At 70.6% G+C, this 15,056-nt stretch carries 19 protein-coding genes and 1 pseudogene; 7 read left to right on the top strand and 13 right to left on the bottom strand.

Going from position 1 to position 15,056, the window contains the following annotated elements:
- Positions 1–260: pseudogene (locus tag DY240_RS16705) on the bottom strand (lysine transporter LysE); the annotation flags it as partial.
- 107 nt (positions 261–367) lie between these two features.
- On the opposite strand from DY240_RS16705, the gene DY240_RS16700 reads away from it, so the two are divergent.
- From DY240_RS16700 to DY240_RS16690, 3 genes are all read left to right on the top strand, one after another.
- Positions 368–988, top strand: coding sequence for a pyridoxine/pyridoxamine 5'-phosphate oxidase (locus tag DY240_RS16700; protein ID WP_119660976.1), 621 nt, complete (start codon positions 368–370; stop codon positions 986–988).
- 47 nt (positions 989–1,035) lie between these two features.
- On the top strand, positions 1,036–1,662 hold the full coding sequence (locus DY240_RS16695) for a class I SAM-dependent methyltransferase (protein ID WP_119660979.1): 627 nt from the start codon (positions 1,036–1,038) through the stop codon (positions 1,660–1,662).
- A gap of 62 nt (positions 1,663–1,724) precedes the next feature.
- Positions 1,725–2,276 carry a TrmH family RNA methyltransferase gene (locus DY240_RS16690; RefSeq protein WP_119660975.1) on the top strand — a complete coding sequence of 184 codons (552 nt, stop codon included), beginning with the start codon at positions 1,725–1,727 and terminating at the stop codon, positions 2,274–2,276.
- Positions 2,277–2,280: 4 nt separating this feature from the next.
- Here the strand turns inward: DY240_RS16690 and DY240_RS16685 are convergent, their stop codons facing one another.
- Together DY240_RS16685 and DY240_RS16680 are read right to left on the bottom strand one after the other, a co-directional pair.
- Positions 2,281–2,595 (bottom strand): AzlD domain-containing protein, encoded by a 315-nt coding sequence (locus DY240_RS16685; protein WP_119660974.1) that lies wholly within the window; start codon positions 2,593–2,595, stop codon positions 2,281–2,283.
- On the bottom strand, positions 2,592–3,278 hold the full coding sequence (locus DY240_RS16680) for an AzlC family ABC transporter permease (protein WP_119660978.1): 687 nt from the start codon (positions 3,276–3,278) through the stop codon (positions 2,592–2,594). The genes DY240_RS16685 and DY240_RS16680 overlap by 4 nt, the downstream gene beginning before the upstream one ends.
- Before the next feature lie 69 nt (positions 3,279–3,347).
- Here DY240_RS16680 and DY240_RS16675 point away from each other — a divergent pair, with 69 nt between their 5' ends.
- From DY240_RS16675 to DY240_RS16665, 3 genes are all read left to right on the top strand, one after another.
- A complete protein-coding gene (locus DY240_RS16675; RefSeq protein ID WP_119660973.1) occupies positions 3,348–3,908 on the top strand; it encodes a helix-turn-helix domain-containing protein in 561 nt (186 codons plus the stop codon).
- 84 nt (positions 3,909–3,992) lie between these two features.
- Positions 3,993–4,349, top strand: coding sequence for a YciI family protein (locus DY240_RS16670; protein WP_119660972.1), 357 nt, complete (start codon positions 3,993–3,995; stop codon positions 4,347–4,349).
- Between the two features lie 47 nt (positions 4,350–4,396).
- Complete coding sequence (locus DY240_RS16665; protein ID WP_119660971.1) at positions 4,397–5,590, top strand: RNA polymerase sigma factor; 1,194 nt, start codon at positions 4,397–4,399, stop codon at positions 5,588–5,590.
- Positions 5,591–6,022: 432 nt separating this feature from the next.
- Here DY240_RS16665 and DY240_RS16660 read toward each other — a convergent pair whose 3' ends face one another.
- The 3 genes from DY240_RS16660 to ku are packed head-to-tail and all read right to left on the bottom strand — an operon-like array spanning position 6,023 to position 8,409.
- The gene (locus DY240_RS16660) at positions 6,023–6,817 is read right to left on the bottom strand and encodes a pentapeptide repeat-containing protein (RefSeq protein ID WP_233552763.1); all 795 of its coding nucleotides are present in this window, start codon (positions 6,815–6,817) and stop codon (positions 6,023–6,025) included.
- A 20-nt stretch (positions 6,818–6,837) separates the two neighbouring features.
- Positions 6,838–7,446, bottom strand: a complete 609-nt coding sequence (locus tag DY240_RS16655) for a dihydrofolate reductase family protein (protein WP_119660969.1) — start codon at positions 7,444–7,446, stop codon at positions 6,838–6,840.
- Between the two features lie 36 nt (positions 7,447–7,482).
- The gene (ku, locus tag DY240_RS16650; RefSeq protein ID WP_199701633.1) at positions 7,483–8,409 is read right to left on the bottom strand and encodes a non-homologous end joining protein Ku; all 927 of its coding nucleotides are present in this window, start codon (positions 8,407–8,409) and stop codon (positions 7,483–7,485) included.
- 39 nt (positions 8,410–8,448) lie between these two features.
- On the opposite strand from ku, the gene DY240_RS16645 reads away from it, so the two are divergent.
- A complete protein-coding gene (locus tag DY240_RS16645) occupies positions 8,449–9,054 on the top strand; it encodes a flavodoxin family protein (protein WP_119660967.1) in 606 nt (201 codons plus the stop codon).
- A 10-nt stretch (positions 9,055–9,064) separates the two neighbouring features.
- On the opposite strand, the gene DY240_RS16640 is transcribed toward DY240_RS16645, so the two are convergent.
- From DY240_RS16640 to DY240_RS32065, 7 genes are all read right to left on the bottom strand, one after another.
- Positions 9,065–10,240 carry an epoxide hydrolase family protein gene (locus DY240_RS16640; protein ID WP_119660966.1) on the bottom strand — a complete coding sequence of 392 codons (1,176 nt, stop codon included), beginning with the start codon at positions 10,238–10,240 and terminating at the stop codon, positions 9,065–9,067.
- 40 nt (positions 10,241–10,280) lie between these two features.
- Positions 10,281–10,712, bottom strand: coding sequence for a type II toxin-antitoxin system VapC family toxin (locus DY240_RS16635; RefSeq protein WP_119660965.1), 432 nt, complete (start codon positions 10,710–10,712; stop codon positions 10,281–10,283).
- A complete protein-coding gene (locus tag DY240_RS16630) occupies positions 10,709–10,936 on the bottom strand; it encodes a FitA-like ribbon-helix-helix domain-containing protein (protein WP_119660977.1) in 228 nt (75 codons plus the stop codon). Before DY240_RS16630 ends, DY240_RS16635 begins: the two co-directional genes overlap by 4 nt.
- A gap of 124 nt (positions 10,937–11,060) precedes the next feature.
- A complete protein-coding gene (locus DY240_RS16625; RefSeq protein ID WP_119660964.1) occupies positions 11,061–11,684 on the bottom strand; it encodes a Fic family protein in 624 nt (207 codons plus the stop codon).
- A 284-nt stretch (positions 11,685–11,968) separates the two neighbouring features.
- Positions 11,969–12,220, bottom strand: coding sequence for a hypothetical protein (locus DY240_RS31400; protein ID WP_147375366.1), 252 nt, complete (start codon positions 12,218–12,220; stop codon positions 11,969–11,971).
- 66 nt (positions 12,221–12,286) lie between these two features.
- Complete coding sequence (locus DY240_RS16620; protein ID WP_119660963.1) at positions 12,287–14,737, bottom strand: AAA family ATPase; 2,451 nt, start codon at positions 14,735–14,737, stop codon at positions 12,287–12,289.
- Positions 14,734–14,910 (bottom strand): hypothetical protein, encoded by a 177-nt coding sequence (locus tag DY240_RS32065; protein ID WP_158602883.1) that lies wholly within the window; start codon positions 14,908–14,910, stop codon positions 14,734–14,736. The genes DY240_RS16620 and DY240_RS32065 overlap by 4 nt, the downstream gene beginning before the upstream one ends.
- Positions 14,911–15,056 lie beyond the last annotated feature (146 nt).

Raw genomic sequence — 15,056 nt, 5'->3', positions numbered from 1 at the left:
GCGGCCATCACCAGCAGGACGGCGGCGGACGCCCACCGCAGCGGGCCTGCGTACGGCTCGATGGCGCCGGCCAGCGCGGCCCCGCCGAGCACGGCGGCGATCGCGTAGCCGCCGTCGACGGCCGCGACGCCCAGCGCCGCGCCGGCGCCCACCGTCAGTGAGGTGCGCGCCGTCAGGGCCACCAGGTAGGCGCCCACGGCGCCGACCGGGATCGCGATGCCGTAGCCGGCCAGCAACCCCGCCACGATCGCCGCGGTCACGGCGTCGGCGCGATCGGCCTCCCGCCCGGGCGCGTCTGCTGCTTCGTCGCCGCGAGACGAGCGGGGACGGGCAGCGAACGGGGACCGGGAGTCGACATCATGGACGGATGATGGCAAACGACGACGACGTCCTCAACGGGGTTTCCGGCCGGCCGCTGCAGCTGCTGTCGCGCTGGCTCTCCGACGCCGCATCCGCCGGTGTGGACGAGCCGCGCACCTTCACGCTGGCGACGGCCTCGCTCGACGGCACGCCGCACGCCCGGACGGTCCTGGCCGTCGGCGTCGACGACGCCTCGGTGCGGTTCACCACGTCGCGTCCGTCGGTGAAGACCGCCGATCTCGCCGCGAACCCGCTGGCCGCCGGCGTCTTCTTCTGGCCGGCGCTGATGCGGCAGGTCACGTTGCACGGCCAGGCCGTCGAACTGCCGCCGGACGAGGCGCGGGCGGCGTACGCGGACCGGTCGCCGAACCTGCGGGCGCTGGCGTGGGTGTACGAGGACCTGGGCGGCGGCTCCCCCGGCGCGGCCGTCGACCCGGACGACGTGCGGGCGGCGTTCACCCGCGAGCTCGACCGCGACCGGCCCGAACCACCGCCGTCGTGGACGGCGTACGCGCTGCGCCCGCACCGCGTCGAGGTGTGGTGGATGCCCGGCGACGCCGGCGTCGCCACGCGCGCCCGCTTCGACCTCGCCGGTGGGGAGTGGACGCGCCGCTTCGTGCTCCCGTGACCTACCCTGTGAGCCGTCCCGCCCGATCGCCGAAGAAGGGCTACGCCTTGCCCGAACCGCCCGAGCACTACTACGCGAGCACGCCCGCCGTGGCCAGCTCGAGGCGGACGATCGAGGTCGACCTGCCGGACGTGCGGCTGCGGCTGCTGACCGACACCGGGGTGTTCTCGCATCGGCAGCTCGACCCCGGCACCCGGGTGCTGCTGGAGAACGCACCGCGACCGGCGGTCCGGGGCGACCTGCTCGACCTCGGCTGCGGCTACGGCCCCATCGCGCTCACGCTGGCCCACCGGCAGCGGCGGCGCCGCGTCTGGGCCGTCGACGTCAACGAGCGGGCGCTGGAGCTGGTGCGCGAGAACGCCGCCGCGGCCGGACTGGGCGGCGTCCGGGCGGCGCTGCCCGACGCCGTGCCCGACGACGTGCGGTTCGCGGCCGTGTACTCCAATCCGCCCATCCGGGTCGGCAAGGCGGCCCTGCACGACCTCCTGCTCCGGTGGCTGCCCAGGCTGCTGCCCGGCGGCGCCGCCTACCTGGTCGTGCAGCGCAACCTCGGCTCGGACTCGCTCGCGAAGTGGCTGAGCGAGAACGGGTTCCCGACCCGGCGGCTGCTCTCCCGGCACGGCTACCGGGTGCTCGAGGTCCAGCCACGAACGTCCACCACGACAGCGGAGTAGTCCGAAGCCGACCGCGAGGTCCCAAGCAGCGGCGAGTCCCACAAGGCAAAGGAAACCAGCACGTGCGACAGCTCGGCGGAACGGAACTGAAGCGACTGCACCGGTCGTGGCGCCGGAAGGACTCCTTCCGGCTGGCGCTGCTGCTCGAGGACGTGCAGTCGCCGTTCAACGTGGGATCGATCATGCGGACGGCGGCCGCGCTCAGCGTGAGCGAGCTCTACGTCGTCGGCCGCACCGCCGCCCCGAACTCCCCCAAGGCGCAGAAGACCGCGCTCGGCACCGGCCGGTACCTGACGTGGAGCACCCACGAGGACGTCGCGACGGCGATCCGCGCGGTCCGCGACGAGGGCTACCTGGTGGTGGGCCTGGAGCTGGCCGACGAGGCCGAGCCGTTGGCCGCGCTGGACCTGCGGCGCGACGTCTGCGTCGTCCTGGGCAACGAGGACCGCGGGCTCTCCGCGACCTGCCTGAACCTCTGCGACGCGGTCGGCTACGTGCCGCAGACCGGGCGGGTCGGCTCGCTCAACGTCGCCGCCGCGGCCGCCGTCGCCTGCTACGAGGTGCGCCGGCAGGGCTGGGCCTCGGCGGGCGCCGACGGCCCCGCCGCGGACTAGCTCGTCACGGGACGCCGAGCAGCCGCAGGACGGCGGCGGTGCCGGCGGCGGCCAGCACCACGACGACGAAGGGCGCGCGCCGCCACGCCAGCACCGCACCGACGACGACGCCGGCCGGCCGGGCGACGCTGTCGAACTCGCGGCCGTCCAGCATCGTGGAGGTCGCGACCAACGCGGCGAGCAGGACGATCGTCGACATCCCCAGCAGCCGCTCGACCCGCGGCGGCAGCGTCATCCGCTCACGCAGGGCCGGACCGGCGTAGCGGAACGCGAACGTCCCCACACCCAGGACGAGCACGGCGGCCACCAGCGTCGTCATGCCGCCACCGGTTCCGGCCGGGCGAGCGCGACCACGACGCCGGACAGCGCCAGCAGGACCGGCAGCCCGGCCTGCAGGAACGGCGCCGTCGCCAGCGCGACCACCACGCCCACGGCCGCCGCCTGCGCCGTCGACCGGTCCCGCAGCGCCGGCAGGACGAGCGCCAGCAGCACCGCCGGGAACGCGGCGTCCAGGCCGAGCGCGGCCGGGTCGCTCACCGCCGTCCCCAGGAACGCGCCGGCCAGCACGCCGACGTTCCAGCAGACGAACACCAGCACTCCGCAGCCCCAGTAGGCCGCCCGCCGGCGTTCGCCGTCCGGCTGGGCCAGCGCGAACGCCACCGACTCGTCGACCATGACGTGGCTGCCGGCGGCCCGCTGCCAGCCGCGGCCGACGACGTCGCCGACGGTGAAGCCGAACACCACGTGCCGCAGGTTCACCAGCAGCCCGGCCAGCACCGCGGCGACCGGGTTGCCGCCCGACGCCACCAGCCCGACGAACATGAACTGCGCCGCCCCCGCGAACACCACGACCGACAGCAGCATGGGCAGCCACACCGGCAGCCCTTCGCCGACCGTGATGGCGCCGAACGACAGCCCCACCACCCCGTCGGCGACACACACGAGCGCGATGTCTCGCGCGAGCGCCCGATCGGCGCGTAGTGTTCGGTAGATCGAACGCATGACCACTAGACTGAACGACCGCCGTTCGTTCGTCAAGGCGAACGATCGATCGATGGAGCGAACGATCCGATGAGCCAGTCCCCCAGCGCCCCGCTCGCCGTCATCGCCGCCTCCCTGCAGCGCGAGCGGCGGCGCACCGGCCTGTCGCTGGCGGAGGTGGCCCGCCGCGCCGGCATCGCCAAGTCGACGCTGTCGCAGCTGGAGTCCGGCGCCGGCAACCCGAGCGTGGAGACGCTGTGGGCGCTGAGCGTCGCCCTGGACGTGCCGTTCGCACACCTGGTCGAGCCCCCACGGCCGCGCGTCCAGGTCATCCGCAAGGGCGAGGGCCCCGCCGTCGCGTCGGAGCGCTCGGACTACGTCGCCACGGTCCTGTCGGCCAGCCCGCCGAACGCCCGCCGCGACATCTACCTCGTCAGCGCGCAGCCGGGTGAGCCGCGCGCGTCCGACCCGCACATGCCCGGCGTCGTCGAGCATGTCGTGCTGAGCACGGGCCGGGCTCTGGTCGGGCTCACCGACGACCCGGTGGAGCTGGCGCCCGGCGACTACGTCTCGTATCCCGGCGACCTGCCGCACGTGTTCCGCGCGCTCGAGCCGGACACCGTCGCCGTCCTGCTCTCCGAACACCACTGAGAGATTTCTCGCCGGAGTTGTCGATTCGCCGGCCGGCCGTGTGACGAGGATGTGTCAGTGCCACACGACGAAGGAGCGACACCCATGGCCCAGTACGCGATCCTCATCTTCGAGCGCGAGGCGGAGGGCGGCCAGGCGCCGGAGCTGCCGCCGGAGATCATCGCGGCGCACGAGGCGCTGCCCGGCCGCATCCGCGACAAGGGCGGCAAGGAGCTCGGCGGCATCGCGCTCGAGCCCAGCGCCACCGCCACGACGATCCGCGGCGACCTCGTCACCGACGGCCCGTTCATCGAGACCAAGGAGGCGCTGGCCGGCGTCTTCGTCATCGAGGCGCGCGACCTCGACCACGCCATCGAGCTGGCCCGGATGACGCCCATCGTCAGCGGGGCCGTCGAGGTGCGGCCGCTGCTCGGGCTCGACTTCTCCGGGCTGACGTCCTGACCGTCGAGGCCGCCGTCGCCGACGCGCACCGCCGCGAGTGGGCCTTCGTGCTCGCCGCGACGGTGCGCGTCACGCGCGACCTCGACGCCGCCGAGGAGGCCGTCCAGGACGCCTACGTCCAGGCGCTGACCCGGTGGGCCCGCGACGGCGTCCCCGCCAAGCCCGGCGCCTGGCTGACGACGGTCGCGCGGCGGACCGCGCTGAACAACCTGCGGCGGCAGCGGACGCTGCGGGCGAAGCTGCCGCTGCTGCTGATCGACGACTCCCCCGGCGTCGAGGCCGCCGTGCTGTCCGACGACCCCGTCTCGATCCCGGACGACCGGCTGCGGCTGGTGTTCACCTGCTGCCACCCGGCGCTGTCGCGGGAGGCGCAGGTCGCACTCACGCTGCGGCTGGTCTGCGGCGTCAGCACCCCGGACATCGCGCACGCGTTCCTCGTCAGCGAGCCGACGATGGCCGCGCGCATCACCCGGGCGAAGAAGAAGATCGCGTCCGCGCGCATCCCGTACGCCGTCCCCGCCGCGGCCGACCTGCCCGCCCGCGTCGACGCCGTCCTCACCGTCATCCACCTGCTGTACGCGACCGGGCACACCGCCCACTCCGGCGAGAACCTGGTCCGCGACGAGCTCACCGAGCGCGCCCTCGACCTCGCCCGTATGCTGCGGCCGCTGCTGCCGTCGGAACCGGAGACCGCCGGGCTGCTGGCGCTGCTGCTGGTCCACCAGGCCCGCCGCGCCACCCGCACCGACGCCGACGGCCGGCTGCTGCGGCTGGAGGAGCAGGACCGGTCGGCGTGGGATCGTGCCTTGATCGCCGAGGCGGACCGGCTGGTGGTGGGTGCGCTGCGCGCCGGGCCGCCCGGACGGTTCACGCTGCAGGCCGCGATCGCCGCGCTGCACGCCCAGGCGCCCAGCTACGCCGAGACCGACTGGCCGCAGATCCTGGCGCTGTACGACGAGCTGCTGCGCCGCTGGCCCTCGCCCGTGGTCGCGCTGAACCGCGCCGTCGCCGTCTCGATGGTCGACGGCCCGGCCGCGGCGCTGCGCGACGTGGAGCGGCTGGAGGAGGACGGCCGGCTGGCCGGCTACCGCTACCTGCCCGCCACGAAGGCCGACCTGCTGTCACGGCTCGGCCGGCACGCCGAGGCCGCCGCGGCCTACCGGGCGGCGCTGGCACTGAGTGACAACGCCGCCGAGCAGGAGTTCCTGCAGGACCGCCTCAGCCGTACGCTGCCGCCGTGATCCGCGCGGAACCACCCGCCGACGCACCCCGTCCCACCTGCGTGAACCGGGCCGTGGTCGGCATTGTCGCCGCCGGCGCCGCGCTGGCGGCGTGCGGCAGCGCGACGGGGTCCGTCGACGGGCCGGTGCTGACGTCGGGCGGCGCGGCCGACGGCGGACACGACGCCCAGGTGTTCGGCGAGGTCGTGCTCGACGGCGACGCCCGACGGGAGCACCTGGCAGGCCGACCCGGGCGCCGTCGTCCTCCCCGGCGGCACCCGGGTCGAGTCGGGCCTCCCTTGATCGATTCCGGCTCACCCTCGCCGCCCGCCCCCACGACCCGGTTGATCTTGGAGTTGTTCGGCAATCGCGGGGTGAAATGTCCGATAGATTGCCGCAGAACTCCAAGATCAACGGCGTGGGTGGGCCGCCGCGTCGTCCGGCGCCGGGGCGTCAGTTCGTCCAGTGCGGCGGACGCTCCAAGCCGTCCGGCAGCCGGGTCGCGGCGTCGCCGACGGCGGCGTTGACCTGCGGCTGGGTGAGGAACAGCGTCGCCGACAGGTCCGTGCCACGGACGTCGGCCGCCCGGAGGTCCGCGCCGATGAGGTCCGCCCGGTCCAGGGTCGCGCCGCGCAGGTCGGCGCCGATGAGATAGGCGCTGCGGAGGTCGGCGCCGGTGAGGTCGGCGCCGCGCAGCTTCTTCCCGATGAGGTCCGCGCCGCGCAGATCGCGGGCCGGTGTGCCCGCGCGCGCCAGCCGCGACGCCTCACGTAGCAGCGCGTCGGCGTCGGCCCGGAGCGCACCGACGTCGACGCCGGACAGCTCGCCCGCGGCCGACGACGCGAGCTGCGACACCGTGGCGATCTGCTCGTCCAGCGCCGGGCGAAGCGAAGCCGCGGCCGCGATCCGCCGGGCCGCGTCCAGGTGCCAGAGCAGCTCGTGCAGCGGCCGCAGGACGGCGAACGCGGCGAGCATGTCCTCGCGCAGCTCCGGCGACGACCGCCACGTCGCGCCGCCGAACGTGACCTGCACGACCTGCTGACCGGCGCCGAAGCAGTCGTACACCGTGCAGCCCGGGAAGCCGCGCGTCCGCAGCGAGGCGTGGATCCCGCAGCGGAAGTCGTCGCGCAGGTTGGGGCACGGCTCCCCCGCCGGTTTGTCGATGGCGAAGTCGGCGGAGCGGGTCAGTGCTGGCCCCACGCAGCACAGCGCCGCGCAGCGGGCGCAGTCGGCGCGCAGTTCGAGCACACCGCAAGCATACGAGCGGGTCAGGCCCGCTCGAAACGCGCGTGCACGGCCTTCTCACCAGCGGTGAAGCCCGCGCACCGGTAGCCGGGGAAGCCAGCGCCGTCGTCGAACAGCCGCTCGCCGCCGCCGAGCAGCACCGGCGAGATCGCGATGTCCATCTCGTCGATCAGCCCGGCGTTCAGGTACTGGCGGATCGTGGCCGCCCCGCCGGCGACGAGGGCGTCCTTGCCGTCGGTGACGAAGTGGAAGGTCGTGCCGCCCGCCATCTCGACGGGCGGGCGCGCGTGGTGGGTCAGCACGAACACGGGGTGGTGGTACGGCGGGTTCGGGCCCCACCAGCCGGTCCAGCTCTCGTCCGGCCAGTCGCCGCGGACCGGGCCGAACATGTTGCGGCCCATGATCGTGGCGCCGATGTTGCGCCAGTTGCGCTGGACGTACTCGTCGTCGACGCCGACGGGCGCGGCCGCGAGGGGATCGCCGGCGTTGAACGTCGGGGTGACGACGGCCCAGTCGTGCAGGCTCTCGCCGCCGATGCCGAGCGGGTTCTCGATGCTCTGGTCGGGTCCGGCGCCGTAGCCGTCGACGGACACGGAGAACATGTGGACGCGGAGCTTCTGTGTGGTAGTCATGCTCGTAGGTCGGAGCGGGCGGCCGGAGTTCGACACTCAGGCCGCGGACTTCTTCTTCGCCGCCGCCTTCTTCCTGGGGGCGGCCTTCTTCTTCGGCGCGGACTTCTTCGCCGCGGTCTTCTTGGTGGCGCTCTTCTTCGCCGGCCGCTTCCGGTTCTTCTTCGCCGCCGCGACGCTCTCCTGCAGCGCGGTGAGCAGGTCGGTCGCGCCGGTGGCGGCCGGCTCGCTCTCGGCGACGACCTCCCGGCCCTCGTGCTTGGCCTCGACCAGCTCCTCGACCCGCTCGGTGTAGGTGTCGTGGTACTGCTCGGGCTTCCAGGCCTCGGTCATCGCCTCGATGAGGTCGACGGCCATGTCGAGCTGCTTGTTCTTCGATGCTGCCTTGGGCAGGTCGCCGAGCTCCTTCACCGGGTCGCGGATCTCGTCGGCGAAGTACATCGTCTCCAGTACCAGCACCGGGCCGGAGGCGCGGACGCAGGCGAGGTACTCCTTGCCGCGCATGACGAACTTCGCGATGGCGGCGCGGTCGGTCTTCTCCAGCGCCGTGCGCAGCAGCGCGTACGACGACGCGGTGTCGTCGTCGCTGGGACCCAGGTAGTAGCTCTTCTGGAAGTGGATGGGGTCGATCTCGGACAGCTCGACGAACTGCTCGATCTCCAGGGCCCGTGACCGGCCAGGCGCGATCTCCTCCAGCTCCTCGCGCTCGACGATGACGTACTCACCGCCGCCCACCTCGTGGCCCTTGACGATGTCGTCGTAGTCGACCTCGTCGCCGGTGCGCTCGTTGACCCGCTTGTACCGGATCCGATCGGACGTCCCGCGCTCGAACTGGTGGAAGTCCACCTCGTGCTCCTGCGTGGCGGTGTACAGGCGGACCGGGATCGAGACCAGCCCGAAGCTCAGGAACCCACTCCAGATCGACCGTGCCATGCCCGGCCCGTACCCGTGCAGGCCACGAGGCATGCGCGCATGCGATGCATGGTGGCCGGGTAGCGACCAGGCATGAGAGCCGTCCTCCTCAACTGCACGCTCAAGCCGTCGCCGCAGCCGTCGAACACCGGGGCGCTGGCCGACGTGGTCGCCGAGGCGATGCGCGCCGACGGTGTCGACGTGACCGCGTTCCGGCTGGCCGACCTCAACATCCCGCCGGGGGTGCAGACGGACATGGGCGACGGTGACGCGTGGCCGCGGGTGCACGAGGCGATCCTGGCCGCCGAGATCCTCGTCGTCGCCAGCCCGACGTGGGTGGGCCGGCCGTCGTCGCTGGCGCAGCGGGCGTTGGAGCGGATGGACGCGATGATCTCCGAGACCGCCGACGACGGCCGGCCGGTCGCGTTCGACAAGGTCGCCGGCGTGGTCGTCACCGGCAACGAGGACGGCGCGCACCACGTCATCTCCGAGCTGTGCGGTGGCATGGTCGACATCGGGTTCACGATCCCGGCGCAGGCGTGGACGTACTGGCACCTCGGCCCCGGTCCCGGGCCGGACTACCTGGACGAGACGAAGGGCCACGACTGGGCGCACTCGACCGGCCGGGCGATGGCGGCGAACCTGGTCGCGACGGCGCGGGCGCTCGCCGCGATGCCGTTGCCCAAGCCGCCGGGCTGACGCCGGCCGCTCAGCCAGCGGCCGCGGCCGCGCGGAACGGCCGGAAGAACTCGCGCAGCTCCTGGGCGTAGCGCTCGGGTTCCTCGAAGGGCGCGAAGTGGCCGCCGCTCTCGGGCTCGGTCGCCCGCACGACGTTGGCGGTGCGCTCGAGCCAGGCCCGCGGCGCACGGACGAGGTCGCCGCGGAAGATCGCGAACCCGGACGGCACCTCGACCCGCCGGGCCAGCTGCTCCGGCGGGATCGCCGAGTTGGCCCGGTACATGCGCATCGACGAGCCGATAGTGCCGGTCAGCCAGTAGATGGTGAGGTTCGTCAGGATCTCGTCCTTGCTGAACCGCCGCTCGACGTCGCCGTCGCAGTCGCTCCAGGCCCGCAGCTTCTCGACGATCCACGCCGCCAGCCCGGCCGGCGAGTCGTTGAGCCCAGCGGCCGCGGTCTGCGGCTTCGTCCGGTGCATGGCCGCGTACGCGCCCTCCGTCGCTCCCCAGCCGGCGGCCTGCTGGATCCACTCGCGCTCCTCCGGGGTCAGCTCGGCGGGGTCGCCGGTGAACACGGGCACACCGGCGTCCATGCGGTGGACCGCGACGACGCGCTCGGGATGGTCCAGCGCGAGGTAGCGGCTCACGTGGCTGCCGATGTCGCCGCCGGCCGCGCCGAACCGCTCGTAGCCGAGCCCGCTCATCAGCCGCGCCCAGAGCCCGGCGACGGCGATGGAGTCGAGCGGCCGCCCGGGCCGGTCGGAGTACCCGTAGCCCGGCATGTCCGGCACCACCACGTCGAAGGCGTCGGCGGGATCGGCGCCGTGCGCGCCCGGATCGGTGAGCAGCGGGATGACCTTGGTGTAGCGCCAGAACGAGTCGGGCCAGCCGTGCGTGAGCACCAGCGGGAGCACCGGACCGGCCTTGTCGGCGGCGCGCGCGTGCACGTAGTGGATGCCGGGACCGCCGACGGTCGCGCGGAACCGGGGCAGCCGGTTCAGCGCCGCCTCCTGCGCCGGCCAGTCGAACCCGTCGGCCCAGTACGCCACCAGTTCGCGCAGGTAGCCGAGGTCGGTGCCGAGCGACCAGCCGGCGTCTTCCGGCGCGTCGGGCCAGCGCGTGGCCCGCAGCCGGGCACGCAGGTCGTCCAGCTCCGCGGCGGTGGCGCGCGGGGCGAACGGCTCGGAGCGGAACTGGTCGTCGGTCATGTGATCACCCTAAGATCCGGGACCGACAAGGTCGCTCGGGTCAGCGCGCCGTCTTCGATGTGGGCTCCCAGGGGTTGAGGCAGCGGACGCCGAGGGGTTCGAAGTGCTTGGTGTTGCGCGTCGCGACGGTCATCTCGGCGGCCTGCGCGATGGCGGCGACGAGGGCGTCGTCGAACGGCGCGTGCTCGGGAACCCGATAGGTGGCGAGGACCCGTGCAGCCGCCAGGTCGAATGGCAGCACGCGGTCGGCGAACGCGGGCAGCACATGCTCGTCGAACCACCGGCGCAAGATCTCTCCCTGCGCCGGGTCGGACCGCTCCTTGGCGACGACTCCGCGCTCGATCTCGGCGACCGTCGTCGCCGTCACGAACTGGTCGGCCACGGGGATGGTCGCCGCCCACGCTTCCACCGACGGATTGCGCCCTCGGACCCGCAGCGCAGACACCACGTTCGTGTCCAAGACGTATTTCACAGCTCAGGAGTTCGCGCCATCAGGCCCAGGCGCTCCGGCTCGAACTCGATCTCGGCGCCCTCGTCCATGCTCAGCAGGTCGACGATCGTGACGGGCTCACGCGCGAGGCTCTCGGCGAGAATCTCGCGCGCCTCCGCCTCGACCGACCGGTGATGCTGCGCGGCACGCGCGCGAAGCGCTGCCTTGGTCCCGGCTGGAAGGTTGCGGATCAAGATCTGTTCCACGGCGACCACCTCCGATATCATCTCGATGATATCGCCTGGCGGCGCAGGATCGCTGAGCAATCCCGCGGCACGCACCCACTGATTTCACCATGCTTCCCTCGACGCCAGGACGGCGCGACGGAGCTCAGCCGACGGGACGCACGCCGACAAGGTCGACCAGCGGCTGGGCGTCCCGGGTCAGGTCGAAGTGGCGGAGCAAGCGGATGTACTCGCGTCGATCGACGTCCCAGTCGTACTCGAGAAGCTGTTCACCTTCCTGGGTGGCTGCGTACGCCAGGTCGGCCAGCAAACGGGTGGTGCGGCCGTTGCCGTCGATGAATGGATGGATGTGCACCACGATCGCGTGGAAGGTGATGCCCAGGATGCGGGGAGTCAGATCGGCCGTGTGTAGCCATCGCCAACGTAGATCGTCGACATCGGTACGCAGCCGGAGCGCGACCTGTTCGGGCGCGACCCCGACGTTGGTCTCCAAGCGTCGATGACGACCGGCCCACGTCCAGATCCGGACATACAGGTCGGTGTGCAACTGGCGGACGAAGTGGTCGGTGAGGATCTCTTCTGCCGTGAGCGATCCTTCTAGCACAGCAGTCAGCCGATCGGCAGCGACCTGGGTCCAGATCGCCTGCTCCAGGTCGTACACGTCGGCTTTGTGGACCGGATCACCGACTGCCGCGCGGGCCTGCTCTGTCAGCGACTCCAGGTCTTCTTCGGCGACGAGGGTCTCGCCGTACTCAGGGTCGAAGGACATCAGGCCTTGGGCGCTGGCGGCTGGGTCGACTCCAAGAACTCCTCGACCTCACGGGAGCGGACGTGTCCTTCGGGCACTTCGCGACGCTCAAGACGCGCAGAGACCGCAGCGGCCCTCTGGGCCCACCGCAAGATTGCGGCGGCGTCAACCGTGCGCGCTGCCATCATCCCTCCTGTGATCGACCCGCATCCAGTCTAGCTAGTGTGCGCGGCACACAGGTCGCGTGCTGACGGCGGGCCCTGGCGGCGTCCAGTCGCAGGCGCATGATGAAGCATCCGAACAGGTCATTCGCGGCGGAGTGACGCGCGTTGCTCCAGCAGCTCAAGCGCCGGCAGCCGGGAATCTGCGGCCGGTTGTTGTGCACGCCGGCGTTGTTGGTGTCGTCGAGGCTCGCGTCGAGATCTTGTGGACGGGGTTCTGCCGGGCCATAGCGCCCGCTTGTTGACGAACTCCAGCTCGCCGCGCATCGTGACCTCGACCGTCCGGGCGAGCTCGGTCATCAGGCCGGGGCGCAGCGAGATCGTCTGGCGGCCCATCTTCGTCTTCGGTCGCCCTGGCGCTGGCGTTGGGTGGCGCCTGGCAGTCAGTGTTGCGAGCTCAGCTCACTTCCTGCGTAGGTTCAAGTTGAAAGCTCCGCAGGAGCAGCGGAGTTCTTCTTCCTTTCCGGGGATACCGAGTACGTAGAGCCACGAGTCGCAGGCGGCGTTGGTGCACGTGAACAGATCTAGGAACTCCTTGGATGCCTGCACGACCGGCGTGAAATCGGCTTTGCTCATAGTTGCCCAATCGTTGTTGTGTACGAGCGCATTAATCGCCCAGTTCTCACCGTCTTGCGCGAGCATCGCCTTAGTGCGCTCGGCCTTGAGGTGTTCAACCTGCTGCTTGGCGACGTCGTTGTTCCACGAGTTGGCAGAAGCTGTCGCCTTCTTGAGTAGGTCGCCGTGCCTGCTCTTGACGGCCGCGAAGAAGGATGAGAGGTCGTAGTTGTTGTCGGCTCTATAGACAACTTGGCCTTGGATGTTCCCGGCTATGTCGGCCAGCGATGCCTCTAAATTTCGTCGCAGCTTGTGCGCAGCGCCGGGCACATCGTTGTTCGCAAGGTCAGCCGCAATCTGCGCCCAGAAGTCTCCACCCTGTCCATAGAGTGGGCCGCCATCGACTGTCCAGCCATGAAACCGCGCTAGAGAGCGCCGGGCGATTAGGCCCGAGGACTGCATCTGCCGCGCCCACACTTCATCGTGGGTAGTGATAATGAACTGAACTTCGGGAAAGGTCTCTTTGAGCAGCTTGCAGAACTGGCGCCGGTGGTTCGTGTCGACCGAGGTCACGACGTCGTCGAGGACCGCGAGACGGAAGTCATCCTTCAGGAGCTGCCCGATGAGGGCGAGGTACAGGCACACGCCCATTCCGTCCTGGTGACCTTCGCTGTGATATGCCATAGGCGGGAACATGCCGAGGCCGTAGAAATCCACCTCGAGGTTGAGCTTGCCGGCAGTCGGAGCAAGTCCGGCCTTAAATGAGGACTCGTCGTCGGCGTTGATCTGCCGATAGTAGTTGCTGAAGTCGTCTTCGACGGTCTTGTAGAGCGTTGTGAGCGCACCATCAGCCACGGCGTTGTAGGTCTCATAGACGGCCTGTGCGGTATGCCCCGCCGCGGTGGCTTTGGCGTCACGGGCTCGAGCTTGGCGGACGCGCGTCCAACGCTCCTGCGCAACGGTTAGGAATGTTCGCGCGGCCTCCGACGCGCTCTGGTCAGGCATCGCTTCAAGTGCATGGCGGAGGGTGGCCAGATCGGCATTGACGGTCGTCGGCGTCGCGAGTGCGTCCGTTTCGATGCGCTCGGACTCCTCGCGGAGCGTATCCAACGACGCTAGCTTCGTCTCAAATGTGGCCAGGTCGTTCGCCCAATCCCCGAGTTGCTTGTGCAGCGCGGACTGATCAGTAGTAGCCGCATATGGCTGGGCGGCTTGAATGAGCGCCCGTAAGTGCCGCACCTCGGCGGTTATCGTGCGAGCAGCCACCACGATACGACGCTGGAGTGCGGCTGCAGCCTCAGAACGCGCGAGCTTGCCCGCGAGGTGGTTCCGAAGCGCATCGACGTCCGGCCAAGGCTGATCGCAGAGCGGACAAGCGGGCTCGGCAACAAGGGGCAGGCCAGCCTCAACCAACTCACGATGTTTGAGCGCATCCAGAATCGTCGGGTCGACCTCCAGCTCGGTCAGGGCTGTGGTCAGCGCCGTTGACGCCTGGTCGAGGTCCTCGCGCTTGGAGATGTAGGCAGATACCGCTGCGATGTCGCGGATCGCAGACTCCTTGTTGAACCCGCTGTGCTCGCCCTCGCTCGTCGCACCTGCGCTCAGGTCGGTGTCGGCGCTCACGCTCGTCAACGCGTCGAGCCCCAGTACCGCACGTTGCTTGTTCACAGCTGCCGTCACCTCGTGTGCCAGCAGGGTCGTCAGGTCGAGATGCCGCCTTACGGCGTCCTCGGCTGCCTTGACCTCGCTACCGGCCATACTTGCAGCACCGCTGGCCTTGGTCCGGGCGCTAACGAGCAGACGACGGACCTCATCAATGCGGTCGAGTTTGAGGAGGGCTTGGACCTCCTGGGCGCGCTTTCCCGGCTCGGTGTTGACGTACTTAATGACCTCGCGCCGGGAGAGGGTCAGCTCGGGGTGCTGCGTGGCCCAACTGACTGCCGCTGCCAATTCGAGAGTGTTCGGCTCAAGCGTGTACTGACCAGCGGTTTTGATGCTGCGAGTTAGGACACCCACCTGGTCGGTCCCCGAGTGGCAGATCGTCAGCGAAACTTTCGCCGCGGCCGGGTTGTCCCGCTGGTGCACATGTGGGCCGTGCTTGGTCACGCTGACGCCGCCGGTACCGGCACCGCTTAGGCGCGCGATGTTGCCAGTGAGTGCGAAATCGATGGCGTCCACCACGCCGCTCTTGCCCGAGCCGTTTGGCCCCAGTACCACGAACGACTGGCAGTCCAGGTCAAGTTCGAGTTCTCGGATGCCTCGAAACTCCTCGATGCGGATCGCCTTGAGCTGGATCATGCGAGTGGTTCCCCGCTTTCGGAGGCATACAGCGCAGCGAGGTGCTCGGCCTTGGGCAGCTTGTCCGCAGCAAGCAACGTTCCGAGTTTTTCAGCAACTGCCGCTGGGACGTCTTCGGCGTTGCGCAACTGCACAAGGAACGTCTCCAGAACCTCGGACTCTATGCCCGTCATGTCCCCTCCTCTGTACGAGACCAGCCGTCGAGGCCGCGCCAGCGACGGTACTCGGAACCCCGGACAAATCCTCGCGAAGTAGCGCTGTCTAGGCGGACGGTGTCGGGTAGGACCTCCACGCCAACTGTCGGCCCGAGGGAACTGCT

Origin of the sequence: Jiangella rhizosphaerae (assembly GCF_003579925.1) — a bacterium.
Taxonomy (GTDB): domain Bacteria; phylum Actinomycetota; class Actinomycetes; order Jiangellales; family Jiangellaceae; genus Jiangella; species Jiangella rhizosphaerae.
Note: the sequence above shows the minus strand (reverse complement) of the source record. Positions and strands in the feature narration are given on the sequence as shown.

Bases quoted from the DNA above. Each gene is read 5' to 3' on its own strand.
- ku (WP_199701633.1), bottom strand. From the start codon at position 8,409: ATGCCTCGTGGCCTGCACGGGTACGGGCCGGGCATGGCACGGTCGATC.
- DY240_RS16625 (WP_119660964.1), bottom strand. From the start codon at position 11,684: ATGTCCTTCGACCCTGAGTACGGCGAGACCCTCGTCGCCGAAGAAGAC.
- DY240_RS16640 (WP_119660966.1), bottom strand. From the start codon at position 10,240: ATGACCGACGACCAGTTCCGCTCCGAGCCGTTCGCCCCGCGCGCCACC.
- DY240_RS32065 (WP_158602883.1), bottom strand. From the start codon at position 14,910: ATGACGGGCATAGAGTCCGAGGTTCTGGAGACGTTCCTTGTGCAGTTG.
- DY240_RS16675 (WP_119660973.1), top strand. From the start codon at position 3,348: ATGAGCCAGTCCCCCAGCGCCCCGCTCGCCGTCATCGCCGCCTCCCTG.
- DY240_RS31400 (WP_147375366.1), bottom strand. From the start codon at position 12,220: ATGGGCCGCCAGACGATCTCGCTGCGCCCCGGCCTGATGACCGAGCTC.
- DY240_RS16670 (WP_119660972.1), top strand. From the start codon at position 3,993: ATGGCCCAGTACGCGATCCTCATCTTCGAGCGCGAGGCGGAGGGCGGC.
- DY240_RS16680 (WP_119660978.1), bottom strand. From the start codon at position 3,278: ATGCGTTCGATCTACCGAACACTACGCGCCGATCGGGCGCTCGCGCGA.
- DY240_RS16655 (WP_119660969.1), bottom strand. From the start codon at position 7,446: ATGACTACCACACAGAAGCTCCGCGTCCACATGTTCTCCGTGTCCGTC.
- DY240_RS16700 (WP_119660976.1), top strand. From the start codon at position 368: ATGATGGCAAACGACGACGACGTCCTCAACGGGGTTTCCGGCCGGCCG.
- DY240_RS16685 (WP_119660974.1), bottom strand. From the start codon at position 2,595: ATGACGACGCTGGTGGCCGCCGTGCTCGTCCTGGGTGTGGGGACGTTC.
- DY240_RS16645 (WP_119660967.1), top strand. From the start codon at position 8,449: ATGAGAGCCGTCCTCCTCAACTGCACGCTCAAGCCGTCGCCGCAGCCG.
- DY240_RS16620 (WP_119660963.1), bottom strand. From the start codon at position 14,737: ATGATCCAGCTCAAGGCGATCCGCATCGAGGAGTTTCGAGGCATCCGA.